This is a genomic window from Variovorax sp. 770b2, from assembly GCF_900115685.1.
Classification (GTDB): domain Bacteria; phylum Pseudomonadota; class Gammaproteobacteria; order Burkholderiales; family Burkholderiaceae_C; genus Variovorax.
In genome coordinates this window covers 127,063-142,109 of record NZ_FOXJ01000004.1, presented here as the reverse complement: position 1 = coordinate 142,109, position 15,047 = coordinate 127,063, and the positions used below count along the sequence as shown (strand labels likewise).

General features: G+C 66.5%; 18 protein-coding genes. 3 read left to right on the top strand and 15 right to left on the bottom strand.

The window, feature by feature from the left end:
* Positions 1-2 precede the first annotated feature (2 nt).
* The 3 genes from BM133_RS22360 to BM133_RS22350 all read right to left on the bottom strand — a co-directional run bounded on the left by BM133_RS22360 (position 3) and on the right by BM133_RS22350 (position 2,979).
* Positions 3-263 (bottom strand): hypothetical protein, encoded by a 261-nt coding sequence (locus BM133_RS22360; protein ID WP_093438575.1) that lies wholly within the window; start codon positions 261-263, stop codon positions 3-5.
* A gap of 142 nt (positions 264-405) precedes the next feature.
* Positions 406-2,262 (bottom strand): ATP-binding response regulator, encoded by a 1,857-nt coding sequence (locus BM133_RS22355; protein WP_093438573.1) that lies wholly within the window; start codon positions 2,260-2,262, stop codon positions 406-408.
* A gap of 6 nt (positions 2,263-2,268) precedes the next feature.
* Complete coding sequence (locus BM133_RS22350) at positions 2,269-2,979, bottom strand: response regulator transcription factor (RefSeq protein WP_093438570.1); 711 nt, start codon at positions 2,977-2,979, stop codon at positions 2,269-2,271.
* A gap of 208 nt (positions 2,980-3,187) precedes the next feature.
* Here BM133_RS22350 and BM133_RS22345 point away from each other — a divergent pair, with 208 nt between their 5' ends.
* Positions 3,188-3,652: an Mpo1 family 2-hydroxy fatty acid dioxygenase gene (locus BM133_RS22345; RefSeq protein ID WP_093438568.1), complete on the top strand. Its 465-nt coding sequence runs from the start codon at positions 3,188-3,190 to the stop codon at positions 3,650-3,652.
* A gap of 98 nt (positions 3,653-3,750) precedes the next feature.
* Positions 3,751-4,692, top strand: coding sequence for an RNA polymerase sigma factor RpoH (gene rpoH / locus BM133_RS22340; protein ID WP_093438565.1), 942 nt, complete (start codon positions 3,751-3,753; stop codon positions 4,690-4,692).
* 43 nt (positions 4,693-4,735) lie between these two features.
* Here the strand turns inward: rpoH and BM133_RS22335 are convergent, their stop codons facing one another.
* The 6 genes from BM133_RS22335 to BM133_RS22310 are packed head-to-tail and all read right to left on the bottom strand — an operon-like array spanning position 4,736 to position 9,866.
* Entirely contained in the window at positions 4,736-5,578 is an 843-nt protein-coding gene (locus BM133_RS22335) for a DNA alkylation repair protein (protein ID WP_093438563.1), read from the bottom strand.
* Between the two features lie 13 nt (positions 5,579-5,591).
* Positions 5,592-6,197: an SCO family protein gene (locus BM133_RS22330; protein WP_093438560.1), complete on the bottom strand. Its 606-nt coding sequence runs from the start codon at positions 6,195-6,197 to the stop codon at positions 5,592-5,594.
* A gap of 20 nt (positions 6,198-6,217) precedes the next feature.
* Positions 6,218-7,123 (bottom strand): heme o synthase, encoded by a 906-nt coding sequence (gene cyoE, locus BM133_RS22325; RefSeq protein ID WP_093438558.1) that lies wholly within the window; start codon positions 7,121-7,123, stop codon positions 6,218-6,220.
* Complete coding sequence (locus BM133_RS22320; protein WP_093438555.1) at positions 7,120-8,346, bottom strand: COX15/CtaA family protein; 1,227 nt, start codon at positions 8,344-8,346, stop codon at positions 7,120-7,122. The genes cyoE and BM133_RS22320 overlap by 4 nt, the downstream gene beginning before the upstream one ends.
* A gap of 7 nt (positions 8,347-8,353) precedes the next feature.
* Positions 8,354-9,037, bottom strand: coding sequence for a hypothetical protein (locus BM133_RS22315; protein ID WP_093438553.1), 684 nt, complete (start codon positions 9,035-9,037; stop codon positions 8,354-8,356).
* On the bottom strand, positions 9,021-9,866 hold the full coding sequence (locus tag BM133_RS22310; protein ID WP_093438550.1) for an SURF1 family protein: 846 nt from the start codon (positions 9,864-9,866) through the stop codon (positions 9,021-9,023). Before BM133_RS22310 ends, BM133_RS22315 begins: the two co-directional genes overlap by 17 nt.
* A 27-nt stretch (positions 9,867-9,893) precedes the next feature.
* On the opposite strand from BM133_RS22310, the gene BM133_RS22305 reads away from it, so the two are divergent.
* Entirely contained in the window at positions 9,894-10,124 is a 231-nt protein-coding gene (locus tag BM133_RS22305) for a twin transmembrane helix small protein (RefSeq protein WP_093438547.1), read from the top strand.
* Between the two features lie 77 nt (positions 10,125-10,201).
* On the opposite strand, the gene BM133_RS22300 is transcribed toward BM133_RS22305, so the two are convergent.
* The 6 genes from BM133_RS22300 to coxB form a co-directional block, all read right to left on the bottom strand.
* Complete coding sequence (locus tag BM133_RS22300) at positions 10,202-11,083, bottom strand: cytochrome c oxidase subunit 3 (protein WP_093438545.1); 882 nt, start codon at positions 11,081-11,083, stop codon at positions 10,202-10,204.
* Between the two features lie 63 nt (positions 11,084-11,146).
* Positions 11,147-11,356, bottom strand: a complete 210-nt coding sequence (locus tag BM133_RS22295) for a DUF2970 domain-containing protein (protein ID WP_093438542.1) — start codon at positions 11,354-11,356, stop codon at positions 11,147-11,149.
* Positions 11,353-11,979: a cytochrome c oxidase assembly protein gene (locus BM133_RS22290; RefSeq protein WP_093438541.1), complete on the bottom strand. Its 627-nt coding sequence runs from the start codon at positions 11,977-11,979 to the stop codon at positions 11,353-11,355. The genes BM133_RS22295 and BM133_RS22290 overlap by 4 nt, the downstream gene beginning before the upstream one ends.
* A gap of 26 nt (positions 11,980-12,005) precedes the next feature.
* Positions 12,006-12,122 carry a cytochrome oxidase small assembly protein gene (locus tag BM133_RS35365; RefSeq protein ID WP_007836360.1) on the bottom strand — a complete coding sequence of 39 codons (117 nt, stop codon included), beginning with the start codon at positions 12,120-12,122 and terminating at the stop codon, positions 12,006-12,008.
* Positions 12,123-12,136: 14 nt separating this feature from the next.
* Positions 12,137-13,777: a cytochrome c oxidase subunit I gene (gene ctaD, locus BM133_RS22285; RefSeq protein ID WP_093438538.1), complete on the bottom strand. Its 1,641-nt coding sequence runs from the start codon at positions 13,775-13,777 to the stop codon at positions 12,137-12,139.
* A 49-nt stretch (positions 13,778-13,826) separates the two neighbouring features.
* The gene (gene coxB / locus BM133_RS22280) at positions 13,827-15,005 is read right to left on the bottom strand and encodes a cytochrome c oxidase subunit II (RefSeq protein ID WP_093438536.1); all 1,179 of its coding nucleotides are present in this window, start codon (positions 15,003-15,005) and stop codon (positions 13,827-13,829) included.
* Positions 15,006-15,047: the final 42 nt, after the last annotated feature.

Genomic DNA, 15,047 nt, shown 5'->3' with positions numbered 1-15,047 from the left:
TGTTATTTGCTCCGTGTGCAAAGCACGCGCCGCACCATGTCGTCGGCGCTGCAGGCGTAGCGGCCGCTGGGCGCAACGGCTTGCCACTTGACGCTGGTGGCGCCGCGATCGATGTTCGACACCGTGACCTGCTCGGGCGTGACGTTGCCGCCGATCGAGCGTGCCGTCTCGCGCTGCAGGTTGTTGTCGGTGCTGGCGCAACCGGCAACGGCAAACACCGCGGCGGTGATCCAGCCCGTGCGTTTCAGCGAATTTTTCAGCATGTTGCTCCCTGTGTCGGAGACGGGTGACAGCCCTGAGGCCCCATCGGCATGCAGTGAAGATATTCGGCGCAGCGACTGCTCACCAGTGCCGAAAGTCATGCCGTTCGCCGATAGATCCGGTGATCGATCAGGCGATGCGCACTCAATGACTACCAATGTTTTCAAGCACCGATGGCTGCAGCGGAGAAGCCGGCTTCGGCGCGGCCAGTTCGGCCATCGCCTGAAACAGCGCGGCCGCCACGACCGGCTTGAACAGCACCGGCACCTGCGATTCCCGCACGCGCTGCAGGCGGGCGGGTGAGGTCTCGCCGGTGATCAGCAGCAGCGGGATTTCGGCGGCGCCCTCGCCCTCGCCCTCCCCCCTACCCGCCCCCTGGCTCAGGCGAAGCCCGGCGTCCAGCCCGTCGGCGCCGTCGGCCAGGCGGTAGTCGCACAGCAGCAGGTCGAAGGGGCGCCCCTCGCGGCGGGCCCATTGCAGGGCCGCGGCGGCACCGGCCTCGTCGGCCACGGCGTGCGCATCGATCGAATGGGAGCGCAGCAGGCCGGTCATGGCCTCGCGGATCTCCAGCTCGTCGTCCAGCAGCAGCACGCGGCCCGGCAGCGCCAGCGCGGCCTTGGGCTGCGATGCCTGCACCTCGCCGGTGTCGGACGGAAAAGCCGGCACCAGCCCGCCGGCCATGGCACGCGCGGCCGGCAGCACGACGCGAAAGTGGGTGCCCCGGCCCGGGCGCGAATGCATCTGCACCGGATGCCCGAGCAGCCGCGAGAGCCGCTGCACGATCGACAGGCCGATGCCCAGCCCCCGCGAGCGGTCGCGGCCGGGATTGTTGATCTGGTAGAACTCCTCGAAGATGCGGCCCGACTGCTCGGGGGCGATGCCCACGCCCGTGTCGCGCACCTCCACCCACACCGAATCGCCGCGCTCGCGCGCCATCACCGTCACGCCGCCGTGCGCGGTGTACTTGAGCGCGTTGTCCATCAGGTTGGAGAGCATGCGGTGCAGCAGCTGCGGATCGCTGTGCACCCACAGGCCGCTGGCGCGCACGCGCAGCTGCAGCTGCTTGTGCTCGGCGCGGGCCGAGAAGGTGTGGTTGAGCGGCAGGAACAGCGCATCCAGCTGCACCGGCTGCGGCACCGCGGTGATCACGCCCGCATCCAGCCGCGAGACGTCCAGCATGGTGTCCAGCGAGGCGCCCAGCGCGTTCACCGCGCGCATCAGGCGCTGGGCGTTGCGGCCTTCGGGGCGGTCGCGCAGTTCGTTCTCCAGCGCGGCGCCGAAGAGCGCGATGGCGTGCAGCGGCTGGCGCAGGTCGTGGCTGGCGGTGCCGAGGAAGCGGGTTTTCTCTTCGCTCGCGCGCTCGGTGGCGGCGATCTGCTCGCCCAGGCGGGCGGCCAGCGCCTCGTTCTCGAAGCGCAGCATGAGGGATTCGGTCAAGAGCTTGTGCTGCCCGATGCCCGCGCGCAGCGTCAGCAGCAGGTAGGCCGCGCCGGCGGCCGCCAGGAAAAGATGCAGGCCATCGCCCTGCCAGGCCAGCGCGGTGATGAGCCCCAGCGACATCGGCAGCGTGTAGCCGAACAGCGCCGACTTCAGCGGCCAGAGCGACTGCGCCGCCCGGGCGCAGCTGCCCACGATCACCGCCATCAGCAGCGAGGTCATCGGCAGGTTGTCGTACGGCACGATGAGCCAGGGCACCACCGCCGTGATCATGCTGACCAGCGTGACCATGCGCGAGATCTTTCGCGCCCAGTACGCGCTTTCCCGCGCGGGCCGCAAGGGGGTCCAGCGCGGCGTGAAGTAGACGTAGATGTCGGCGCCCAGCAGGCCGGCCAGCCAGAACAGCAGGCTCGGGTTCTTCAGCTGCGAATAGATGATGCTGCCGAACACGACCACGAAGGTCATGTGGGTCAGCGTCGAGATGCGGTAGGTGTCGTAGACCGAGGCGACGTGCTCGCGCAGGACCCGCTGGCCGAGGGTGTGGTCGGCGGACGGGTCGCTCACGGCTTCTCAGTGCAGCGTGCTGATCAACTGGGCGCGCGAGCGCATGCCGAACAGCAGGAGGATGGTGGAGACGTGGTTCTTCACCGTGCCCTCGCTCAGGTTGGCGAGTTGGGCGATTTCCTTGTTGGCCTTGCCCTCGAGCACCCACTGCAGCACCTGCATCTGGCGCGGCGTGAGCTCCTGCCAGGCGCTGGCGTGGGCAAACTCGGCGTAGCCGCTGAGCGCCTTCGGCACGGCGGGCGGCGGGTTGCCGGCGGCTTCGGGGTCGAGCAGGCCGCAGGCGCGGATGAAGCTCACCACCTCCTTCAGGTCGGCCGACTTGGGGAGAAAAGCGCTGGCCCCCAGGGCGAGCACGCCCTGCGCCAGCGTGCTGTTGCCGGTGCCCGACAGCACCACGATGCGCGCCGCCGGAAAGCGCAGCCGGAACTCGGCCAGGCCGCTCAGGCCGTGGGTATCGGGCAGCGCCAGGTCGAGCAGCACGAGGCCGATGGCCGCCTGGTGGGTGTCGTACAGCGCGAGGGCATCGGCCACATTGGCGGCCTCGAAGACCTCGATGCGCGCGCCGGACGAACTGGCCTGCGCCTGCACCAGCGCGCAGACCCCCAGGCGCAGCAGATCGTGGTCGTCCACGACCAGGATCGCGGTCGGCGCGCGAACTGGAAGACCCGCCCCCGCGGTCTCGGGCGCAGGCGTGGAAGAGGAATCGAAGGGAGCCACGCGTTTGATCTTAGCTGCGCAATCCGCGGGCGACAGTGCCCTAAGTCATGACACGGCGCGCCCACCGGAGCGGAATTGCTACTTTTTCAGTAGCAAAACCGCACTTGCCTGGCTGGCCGCGCTTGCTCTCTGCTTGTCATTGCCGGGCGCCGTGGGCACCATCGGACTTCCGCCGCACCGAACGGCGCCCTTGCCCTGGAGACTCACCATGATGCACACCGCCGCCGCCCCGCTGGCCACGAGCGACCGCAAGGTCGACCGGCTGCTCGCGCACTACGACGAAAGCCACCGCCATCCGACCAACGAGTTGGTCCACTACATCGCCATTCCCGCGATCATGCTGAGCATCGTCGGGCTGCTGTTTGCGATTCATCCGTGGGTGGCCTACGTTTTCGTCGCTGCCAGCCTCGTCTATTACGCGCTGCTGCGCGCGCCGGCTTTCCTGCTGACCATGCTGGTGCTCACCGCGCTGGCCCTGGCGCTGGTGCATGCGATGGGCGGGCTTGTTTTGCCGATTTCAGCCGCCATCTTCGTGGTGGCGTGGATATTTCAGTTCGTGGGCCACAAGATCGAAGGCAAGAAACCTTCGTTCTTCGAAGACATCCAATACCTCTGGGTCGGCCCGCTGTTCGTCTTGTCGAAGCCGTTCTTGAAGCTGGGGATCCGTTGGTAGCCTTTGGCTATCAAAACGATAGGAACTCAAGGGAACCCTTGATTTAGCACTCCCTCTAACCGAGTGCTAATATGCCCAATACAAAGGAGTTTCCCCTGATGACATCGCTGTCTGGAGTCTCTGCCAACCAGCTGGCCGTCGCCAACCCATGGTCGATGGTCCCCCCGCTGGGCAACCTGGATGCTTACATCTCGGCCGCCAACCGCCTGCCGCTGCTCACGCTCGAAGAAGAGCAGGGCTTCGCACGCAAGCTGCGCGACCAGAACGACCTGGACGCCGCCGGCGCGCTGATCCTGTCGCACCTGCGCCTCGTGGTTTCCATTTCCCGCCAATACCTGGGCTACGGGCTGCCGCACGGCGACCTGATCCAGGAAGGCAACGTCGGCCTCATGAAAGCCGTGAAGCGCTTCGACCCCGACCAGGGCGTACGGCTGGTGAGCTACGCCATGCACTGGATCAAGGCCGAGATTCACGAGTACATCCTGAAGAACTGGCGCATGGTCAAGGTCGCGACGACCAAGGCCCAGCGCAAGCTGTTCTTCAACCTGCGCTCGATGAAGCAGGGCTTCAAGGCCGACTCGGCGGCGTCCGACAACGGCACGCACCGCGAAACGCTCAGCCCCGACGAGGTGTCGCAGATGGCGACCCGGCTGAACGTCAAGCCCGAGGAAGTGCTCGAGATGGAAACCCGCCTGTCGGGCGGCGACGTGCTGCTCGATCCGGGTCCGTCCGATGACGGCGACGAAGCCTTCGGCCCCATCGCCTACTTGGCCGACGCCACGCAGGAACCGACCGCCCTGCTCGAATCGCAGCAGCGCGACCGCCTGTCGAGCGACGGCATCGCGACCGCGCTCGAAGCGCTGGACGACCGCAGCCGCCGCATCGTCGAAGAGCGCTGGCTCAAGGTGAACGACGACGGTTCGGGCGGCATGACGCTGCACGACCTGGCCGCGGTGTACGGCGTGAGCGCCGAGCGCATCCGCCAGATCGAAGTCGCCGCGATGAAGAAGATGAAGAAGGCACTGGCGGACTACGCGTAAGCCACCCTCTCCCAGCAAAAAGCCCGGCACTGCCGGGCTTTTTTCATGGGCCTTTGGAGAGCGTCCGCAGCGCCCGTTTGGCGATGTACCTCGTGGCGTCGGTGTCCGACTCCGCAATCCAGCGCTTGCACAGCTTCTCGACCCACTCTCCCTGCGTCTTGCTCGCATCGTTGAGCCAGTTCGCCACCGAGTTCTGCACATAGCGGCTGCCGTCCGCCCGCAGCGGCTCGATCAGCGGCAGCGCGCGCCAGGGCTCGGCCTTGAGCGCCTCGATCTGCGCGCACCACACGCCGCGCGGCCGCGTGAGTTCGCTGGCGAAGCGGCGGATGTTCGGGTCGGCGTCGAACACCCACGGCTGCAGCAGCGCGAGCGCCTCGTCCATCGAAGCAATGACCGCGTCGCGCACCGCCATCCAGGCGATCTCGCGCACGCCGAAATGCGGATCGGCGGCGAAGCGGCGCACCGCCTCCAGTTGCGCCGGCAAGGGCAGTCCAGAGAGCGTCACCCACTGCGCCGCCCAGCATCGAGCCACGTCGCTCGCGTGCGTGGCCAGCCGGTGCGCGACAGCATCGCGCTCGGCGTGAAGCGCGGTCAGGTCGTAGAGCGCACGGGCGATGTGGGTGTGCCGCTGCATCGGCTTGAAGGCGCCGAGCATGGCGATGGTGTCGACCAAGCGTTCGCTTGCCGCATCGAGCCCGACATGGCCCGCCACGCTGCGAGCAAGTTGCGGCAGCTCGAGCGCCATGAACTCATTGAGGTTGACGGTTTCGAGCAGCCCGTCGTTGAGGGCGCGCAGCACCTCGGGCGGAATGAGCGCAATGCGGAAGGCGCCCTTGCGCGTCTTCAAATGATCGACCGATGCGACAACTGCAACCGCGGCGTCCATGGGCCTGCCCCTCTCAGGAACCGAGCAGCGTCTTCAGGTCCGACACCATGGCCGGCACGCCCGCGCCGTAGCGCGCATAGAGCCGCAGCCGGCCCTGCGGGTCGTAGAGGAAGCTCGCGGCCGAGTGGTCCATCGAGTAGCTGGTGGGCGTCTTGCCGTCGACCTTCTTGTAGTAGACCTTGAAGTCCTTGGCGGTCGCGGTGAGCTCGTCGGCCGTCGGAATCAGCGCGACGAAGCTCGGGTCGAACGCGCCCATGTAGGCCTTCATCACCTCGGGCGTGTCGCGCGCCGGATCGACGGTGACGAACAGCACCTGCAGCTTGTCGCCGTCCTTGCCCAGTTGCTGCTTGACCTGCGCCATCTCGGTCATCGTGGTCGGGCAGACGTCGGGGCACTGCGCGTAGCCGAAGAACAGCACGACCGCTTTGCCCTTGAAGTCGGCCATGGTGCGGACCTTGCCGTCCGCGTCCTTCAGCGAGAAGTCCTTGGCGTAGTCGGCGCCGGTGATGTCGACCGCATTGAAGCTCTGCTTGGTTTCGCTGCAGGCCGCAAGGCCCACACCCAGCGCCGCCACGGCCATGCTGCCGGCGATCAGTTGGAGAGCGTTGCGCTTGTTCATGGGACGAGGGGGGGTTCTATTCAATGGAGGTAGTGATCCACGAGCAGCGCCAGGAACAGCACGCTCAGGTGGATCAGCGAAAAGCGGAAGGTCTTGCGCGCGAGCGTGTCGGAGTAGTTGCGCCAGAGCGCAAAGGCATAGCCCGTGAAACCGATGCTCACGGCCACCGCGACCGCCAGGTACAGCCAGCCGCTCATGCCGTAGATGAAGGGCATCAGGCACGCCGCGAAAAGAATGAAGGTGTAGAGCAGCACCTGCAGCCGCGTGAACTCGTTGCCGTGCGTGACCGGCAGCATCGGGAGGCCCGCCTTGCGGTAGTCCTCGACGCGGTAGAGCGCGAGCGCCCAGAAATGCGGCGGCGTCCACAGAAAGATGATGAGAAAGAGGATCAGCGCCTCGGGCCCCACGTCGCCCGTCATCGCGGCCCAGCCCAGCACCGGCGGCATCGCGCCCGAGGCGCCGCCGATCACGATGTTCTGCGGCGTCAGCGGCTTGAGGATCACGGTGTAGATCACCGCATAGCCGACAAAAGTGGCGAAGGTCAACCACATGGTGAGCGGGTTGACCGTGAACCACAGCAGCGCCGAACCCGCCGCGCACAGCAGCGCAGAGAACACCAGCGCCTGCATGTCGCTGAGTTGCCCGCGCGCGGTGGGGCGCCAGGCGGTGCGCTTCATCTTGGCATCGATGCCCTTCTCGACCAGGCAGTTGAACGCCGCCGCCGCGCCGGCCACCAGCCAGATGCCGATGCAGGCGAGCACGGCGCGCCGCACGTCGAACCACGAGGGCAGCCCGGGCACGGCCAGCACCATGCCGATCAGCGCGCAGAACACGATCAGCTGCACCACGCGCGGCTTGGTGAGCGCGTAGAACTGGCGCAGCACGTTCGCGGTGCTGGTGTGCTGAACGGGAATCGGGGTGCTCACGCGGGGGCTTTCTTCGAGGTGGAGGTCGTGGGGGTACCGCGTGCATTGTCGTCGGCACGCGCCGGGGCGGTCGCAACGGCTTCGCGGCGGCTCTCGCACAGCGCCCAGGTCAGCACCACGGCAAGCGCCGCGGCGCCGCCGGTGTGCAGCACGGCGGCGGCCAGCGGCCAGCCGAGCAGCACGTTGCCCAGGCCCGTGGCGAGCTGGAGCAGCGCCAAGCCGGCCAGCCAATGGGCCTGCGGGCGCAGCGCGTCGATGCGGCGCAGGCGCCAGGCGAGCACGCCCAGTGCGGCGAACACCGCGTACGCCATCAAGCGGTGCGCGTAGTGGATCGCCGTGAGCGCCGAGAAATCGAGCGGCTGGCCGTCGCCGGTCACGCCCAGGTGGCGCCAGATCTCGAAGCCCTGCGCGAAATTCATCGGCGGCCACCAACTGCCCTGGCAGGTCGGGAACTGGGTGCAGGCGAGCACCGCGTAGTTGGTGCTGACCCAGCCGCCGAGCGCGATCTGCAGCAGGAGCAAGACGGTGGTCGCGATCAACCCGTTGCGCAGGGCCGGCGACACCAGGGTCGGCAAGCGGTCTGCGGCAACCTGCCGATAGCGAACCGCCTGGATGCACAACAGCGCAAGCAGCACGATGGCGCCGAGCAGGTGCAGCGTGACGATCGCGGGGAAGAGTTTCCAGGTGACGGTCATGGCGCCGAAGGCCCCCTGAAGACACACCCAGACCAGCGTCGCTGCCGGCCACCATGCGCTGAGCGTGGCGTGGTCACCGTCAGCCGGCGCCGCGGGCTGGCGCGACTGGCGCCGCCGCACGATCCAGGTTGCACCGGCCAGCGTCAGGATCAACACGCCCACGCCCGTCGCCAGATAGCGATGGACCATCTCCACCCACGCCTTGCTGTGCGTCACCGGCCCGCTCGGCTGGGCCGACTGCGCCATCGCGATCTCGTGCCGCGCGCCGACCGGGCTGGCATTGCCGTAGCAGCCGGGCCAGTCGGGGCAGCCAAGGCCCGAATCGGTCAGTCGCGTGAAGGCGCCGAACAGCGTGAGGTCGAAGGTGAGGAACAGCGTGAGCACCGTCAACGCATGCAGCCGCCGCGCCGGGCCGTGCCCCGCATTGCGGCGCCACACCCAGATGAGCGGCCCGAGCGCGATCAGCACGCCGGCCGCCATCAGCCAGGCGATCGGTGCGAGGTCGTACAGGGAGCTCGTGTCCGTCATGGGCAGGTCAGCGGCCGGGTTCGTCCCACGAGGACGAGGCGCGCAGCAGGCGATCGATGTCGCGCTTGGCGCGGCTCGCGCCCGCGGCGTCCATGCGCGCGGGGAAACGCATCATCCAGTTGCCCATCGGATCGACCACGAAGAGGTGCTCGCCGAGGGTGTGGCCCGAAATGGGCGCCAGCCACTTGGCCAGCTGGTCGGCCGGCACGCGCAGCACCGTCGCGCCATGCAGGCCGTTGTTCAGGCGCTCGGGTATCGGCGCGGCATCGCTCACGAGCCAGACGCGGTCCATGCGGTCCTTCTCGCGGCCCAGGCTCTCGCGCAATTGCCGCTGCAGGTAGAGCTGCTGTTCGCACAGCGCGTCGCAGGCCGCATCGGCCACCGCGACCAGGAGCCACTGGCCCTTGAGCGTGGCGACATCGACCGGCGCGCCGTTGCGGTCGGTGGCGGTCAGCCGGGGCAGTTCGCGCTGCGGGTTGATCAGTTCGCCGTAGACGCTGCGGCCCTCGGGGCGGATCACGTAGTAGGTGAAGTACGACGCGATGACCGGCGCCGCGCACATCAGCAGCACCGCGATCATCTTCCAGCGCCCGACGGACGTGCGCCGGCCCTCGGCGCCGTCGAGCGCCTGGTTGGGCGAGGGCATCGAGTGCACCGTCAGGCCCAGCGGTTCGTCAGAGGCGGCGTTCATCGCGTGCGCGGCGCCGCGAGCGGCGGAAGGGGGTGATGAATTGGAACCAGACATAGAGGATGACGACGAGGGCCGAGAGGCCGAACCACTGGAATGCGTAACCGTAGTGCCTCTCCAAGCCCAGCGCCGGGGCCGGCCAGTCGCGCTGCAGGCCCTCGGAGGCCGGCCCGGTCTGCTGCAGCGACACATCGGTTCGCAGCGGCAGCTTGGTCTCGGCACGGAACGCCTCCAGGTCGAGATTTTGCCGGATGGACGAAGACCCCTCGGCGGCGGGTGCCTGCAGGGGCGCGGAAGCAGCCGGAGCGGGTGCCGACGCGGGCGCGGCGGCGGCCGGTGTGCCCAGTTCGAGCAGATGGCTCGGCGGCGGCTCGATCAGGCCCGTGACCTCGACGATGCCGGCGGGCGTGTCGACCGCCCCCAGCTTCGTGCGGTCGACGAAATTGCGCTGCACCCAGCCGCGCTGGACCATCACCGTCTGCTCGGTGCCTTCGAGGGCGAAGGGCGTGAGCACATAGAAGCCGGGCACGCCGTGCATCTGGCGGTTGTCCAGGTACACCGTCTGCGGCGTGAGCCAGAGGCCGCGCAGGCGCACCGGGCGGTGCAGCGAATCGGTCGCCATCTCGAGCGCCAGGAACTCGGCCTGATCGAGCGCGGGCTTCTGCTTCTGGGCGTCGATGCTGGCCTGCAGCGCTTCTTTCTGCGCGGCGCGCGAGAGCTGCCAGCGGCCCAGCGAGACGGTGGCGGCCACCGTCAGGATGGCCGCGATGGTGATGAGCCAGAAGCGGCCGGGGCGGGGCGGCGCTTCGCTGTTCAGGGGTTCGGGGATCACTGGAGAGGACGGGGCGTGCGGCCGATAATGCGGGTCATGAAATATTTCGTCGTCCTGGTGTTCCTGGGCATCTTCGCGAGCCTCGGATTTGCGCTGTACTTCATGCTGAAGGACGGGCGCAATGGGCGCGCCAAGAGCGGCGGCATGGCGCGCGCGCTCACCTTTCGGATCGGCCTGTCGGTGTTTTTGTTCCTCTGCATGCTGCTCGCCTGGAAACTCGGCTACATCCAGCCCACCGGGCTCCCGCTCGGCAAGTAGATGGTGCTCGTTCCAGGAGAACCATGAAAAAGGCGCCTTACGGCGCCTTTTTTCTGGAATGCCGCGAGGTTCTTCGCTCAAAGCCAATAGACCAGCATGTAGAGACCCAGCCACACGACGTCCACGAAGTGCCAGTACCAGGCCGCGCCTTCGAAGCCGAAGTGGCGCTCGGGCGTGAAGTGGCCCTTCTGCAGGCGCAGCGTGATGAACAGCAGCATCAGCATGCCGATGAACACGTGCAGGCCGTGGAAGCCGGTCAGCATGAAGAACGTGGAGCCGTAGGTGCCCGAGCTGAGCTTCAGGTTCAGCTCGGTGTACAGGTGGTGGTACTCGTAGCCCTGCACGCCCAGGAAGACGATGCCCAGCAGCACGGTGAGCCACATGAAGCGGATGGTCTGCGCACGATGGCCGGCACGCAGCGCGTGGTGGGCAATGGTGAGCGTCACGCCCGAACTCAGCAGCAGCGCGGTGTTGATGGTGGGCAGCCAGAACGGACCCACGGTCTGGAACGGCTCGACGATGTCGGCCGGCGAAGCGGTCGCACCGGCAGCCACGCTGGGCCACACGGCCTTGAAGTCGGGCCAGAGGATCGCGTTGTCCAGGCTCCCGAGCGCCGGCAGCGAGTGGGTGCGGGCCCACCACAGCGCAGTGAAGAAGGCGCCGAAGAACATCACTTCGGAGAAGATGAACCAGCTCATGCTCCAGCGGAACGAGAGATCGACCTTGTGGCCGTACTGGCCGCCTTCGCTTTCGCCGATGGCCGCGCGGAACCACACGAAGAGCGTGCCGAGCCAGCCGAGCATGCCGGCCGCGAGCGACCAGGCGCCCCACTCGTGGCCGTTGATCCATTGCGCCGCCCCGAGGATCACGAAGAACAGGCCGGTCGCCGCCATGACCGGATAGGCCGATGGTCCGGGCACGAAGTAGTAGGGCGTGGTGCCGTGGGTGGTTGAACTCATATCAGCTCCTGGCTTTCTTTCTTCTCTCGATTCAATGGATTCTGCTTGTCGTGGGTTTCTTCGTCAGGCCGTGGCAACCACATGCCGCACCAGCAGCACCAGCCCGACGACGAAGACGATCACTGCGACGAACGCCACCGCAATGATGTGCAACGGATTCAGCTTGCCCAGGTCTTCCTGGTAGGCGCTGTTCTTGCGGACACCGAAGAACGACCAGCCGACCGCCTTGATGGTGTCCCAAAGCGAAGCCTTCTTGCTGCCTGGCGAGGTCACGAGCGCGGCTCATTGGCGGGGCTCGAAACGGCGGCTACGGGCGCTGGCGGCGTCTTGCCGCCCACCTCGAAGAAGGTGTACGACAGCGTGATGGTCTTCACGTCCTTGGAGATCTTTGGGTCGATCACGAATGCGACCGGCCACTGCTTCTTCTCGCCCGGATCGAGCGTGTACTGGTTGAAGCAGAAGCACTCCAGCTTGTTGAAATAGGGCGCCGCCTGCTGCGGCGCGTAGCTGGGAATGGCCTGCGCGGCCATGCGGCGGTTCTGCACGTTCTGGAACTCGTACATCACCGTGTTGAGCTGGCCCGGGTGCACCTCGATGGTCCGCTCGGCGGGCTTGAAGTCCCAGAGGCCGCCGCGCACGTTGGAATCGAACTCGACCTTGATCGTGCGGGTCATGTCGACCTGCGTGTTGTCGGGCACGCGCACGTTCTTGCCGCCGCTCGCTCCGCCCGGCACCTCGAGCTCGGAGAGCGCAAGGATGTTGATGCCGGTCATCTCGCAGATCGCGCGGTACATCGGCACCAGCGCGTAGCCGAAGGCGAACATGCCGCAGGTCACGACGGCGAGCTTGCCGACCATGCGCACATTGGCGCGGCGGATGCGTTGGCCGAGACTCATGGGTGCTGCTCCCGTTCGGTGGGCGGTCAGCGACCGCTGAAGAAGACCATGCGCACGATGAAACCGATGAAGAAGATCACCGCGATGGAGGCCAGCGTGAGCCCCATGCGACGGTTGTTCTTTCTTTGCTCGGGTGTCGTCATCGTCGTGCGGTCGATCAACCGATCACCTTGGTGGCGGTCGGATCGAGCTTGGGCGGGTTCTCGAAGGTGTGGAACGGCGCCGGCGACGGCACTTCCCACTCCAGGCCTTCAGCTGCTTCCCAAGGCTTCTGCGAAGCCTTCTCGCCCTTGCCGCGCATGGTCGGCAGCACGACGAAGAGGAAGAAGTACACCTGCGCGAAACCGAAGAAGAAGGCACCGACCGACGCCAGGGCGTTGAAGTCGGCGAACTGCATCGGGTAGTCGGCGTAGCGTCGCGGCATGCCGGCCAGGCCCAGGAAGTGCATCGGGAAGAAGGTCACGTTGAACGAGATCAGCGACCACCAGAAGTGCACCTTGCCGCGCGTTTCGTTGTACATCACGCCGGTCCACTTGGGCACCCAATAGTAGAACCCCGAGAACATGGCGAACAGCGAGCCGGCCACCAGCACGTAGTGGAAGTGGGCCACCACGTAGTAGGTGTCCTGCAGCTGCGTGTCGATCGGTGCGACCGCGAGGATGAGGCCGGTGAAGCCGCCCATCGTGAACACGAAGATGAAGCCGACCGCGAACAGCATGGGCGTCTCGAAGGTCATCGAGCCCTGCCACATCGTGGCGATCCAGTTGAAGATCTTCACGGCCGTGGGCACCGCGATCAGCATGGTCGCGTACATGAAGAACAGCTGGCCGGTGAGCGGCATGCCGGTCGTGAACATGTGGTGGGCCCACACGATGAACGACAGGATGGCGATCGACGAGGTGGCGTACACCATCGAGGCGTAGCCGAAGAGCTTCTTGCGGGCGAAGGCCGGCACCACCTGGCTGATGATGCCGAAGGCCGGCAAGATCATGATGTAGACCTCGGGGTGGCCGAAGAACCAGAAGATGTGCTGGTACATCACCGGGTCGCCGCCGCCGGCGGGGTTGAAGAAGCTGGTGCCGAAGTGGCGGTCGGTCAGCGTCATCGTGATGGCGCCTGCGAGCACGGGCATCACGGCGATCAGCAGGTAGGCGGTGATGAGCCAGGTCCAGCAGAACATCGGCATCTTCATCAGCGTCATGCCGGGGGCGCGCATGTTCAGGATGGTCACGATGATGTTGATCGAGCCCATGATCGAGGAGGCGCCCATGATGTGCATCGCGAAGATGCCGGCGTCCATCGAGGGGCCCATCTGCAGCGTGAGCGGCGCGTAGAGCGTCCAGCCTGCAGCCGGCGCGCCGCCGGGCATGAAGAACGAACCCACCAGCATCAGCGCCGCGGGAATCAGCAGCCAGAAGCTGAAGTTGTTCATGCGCGCGAACGCCATGTCGGAGGCACCCACCTGCAGCGGGATCATCCAGTTCGCAAAGCCCACGAAGGCCGGCATGATGGCGCCGAACACCATGATCAGGCCGTGCATGGTGGTGAACTGGTTGAAGAGCTCGGGGTTCACCAGTTGCAGGCCCGGCTGGAACAGCTCGGCGCGGATCAGGAGAGCCAGGATGCCGCCCACCATCAGCATCGTGAAGCTGAACAGCAGGTAGAGCGTGCCGATGTCCTTGTGGTTGGTCGCGAAGACCCAGCGGCGCCAGCCGGTCGGTGCCGCATGATGCTCGTCGTGGCCGTCGTGTGCGTGGTCGCCGTGGGCGTGACCGTGGGGGTCGAGGACTGCACTCATTTCGTTGTTCCTTGCAATTTCTTCTTCGCGGGGCGCTGCTGCTGCCGTATCACTTGCCGCGCAGGGCCAGCACTTCGGCCGGCTGCACCAGCTGGCCCGTCTTGTTCGACCAGCTGTTCTTGGTGTACGTGGCCACTGCCGCGAGATCGGTGTCGCTCAGTTGCTTCCAGGAAGGCATCGCGCCGTTGTTCTGGCCGTTGAGCAGCACGTGCAGTTGCACCGAGTGGTCGGCGTCCAGCACCTTCGGGTCGCCGTCGAGCGCCTTGATCGGGCCCGCGCCCTTGCCGTTGGCCTGGTGGCAGGCCGCGCAGTTGGCGGCATAGACCTTCTCGCCGCGCACCAACATGTCGGGCAGCGTCCAGACCTTGGTCGGGTCGTCCAGCTTGGCGGCGGCTTCCTTGCGCTTGGCGGCAACCCACGTCGTGTAGTCGCCGGCCGAGACCACCTTCACGTGGATCGGCATGTAGGCGTGTTCCTTGCCGCACAGTTCCTGGCACTGGCCGTAGTAGTCGCCCACGGTCTCGGCGCGGAACCAGGTGTCGCGCACGAAGCCGGGAATCGCGTCCTGCTTCAAGCCCAGCTGCGGCACTGCGAACGCGTGGATCACGTCGTTGGCGGTGGTGATGATGCGGACCTTCTTGTTGACCGGCACCACCATCGGGTTGTCGACCTTGAACAGGTAGTCGTCGGGCATCGCGCCCTTGGCGCCTGCGTCGGACATCGCGCGCTGCGAGCTGTCCAGCGTGGAGATGAAGGCCACGCCCTCGCCTTCGCCGTTCAGGTAGTCGTAGCCCCACTTCCACTGGTAGCCCGTGGTCTTGATCGTGAGGTCGGCGTTGGTGGTGTCCTTCTGGGCCACCAGCACCTTGGTGGCGGGCAGCGCCATCACGATCACGATGAGGAAGGGCACGATGGTCCAGATGACCTCGACCACCACCGATTCATGGAAGTTGGCCGCCTTGTGGCCCACCGACTTGCGGTGCTTCCAGATCGAATAGAACATGACCGCGAACACCGCGATAAAGATGACCGTGCACAGAATCATCATGATCGTGTGGAGCAGATGCTGCTCCTGCGCGATCTTGGTCACACCGACCGGAAGATTCAACTGGCGAACCGAGGGGCCGCCGGGCAGATCGTTGACTGCGTGCGCCGCGCTGCTGAAAGCCGCGCCGGCCGCCAGCAACAGATTCGCCGGCCTGTACTTATTGCGCCAAATGCTCTTCATCGTGTTCACGTTTCTTCAATTTTTTCGACAAACCCAACCGTG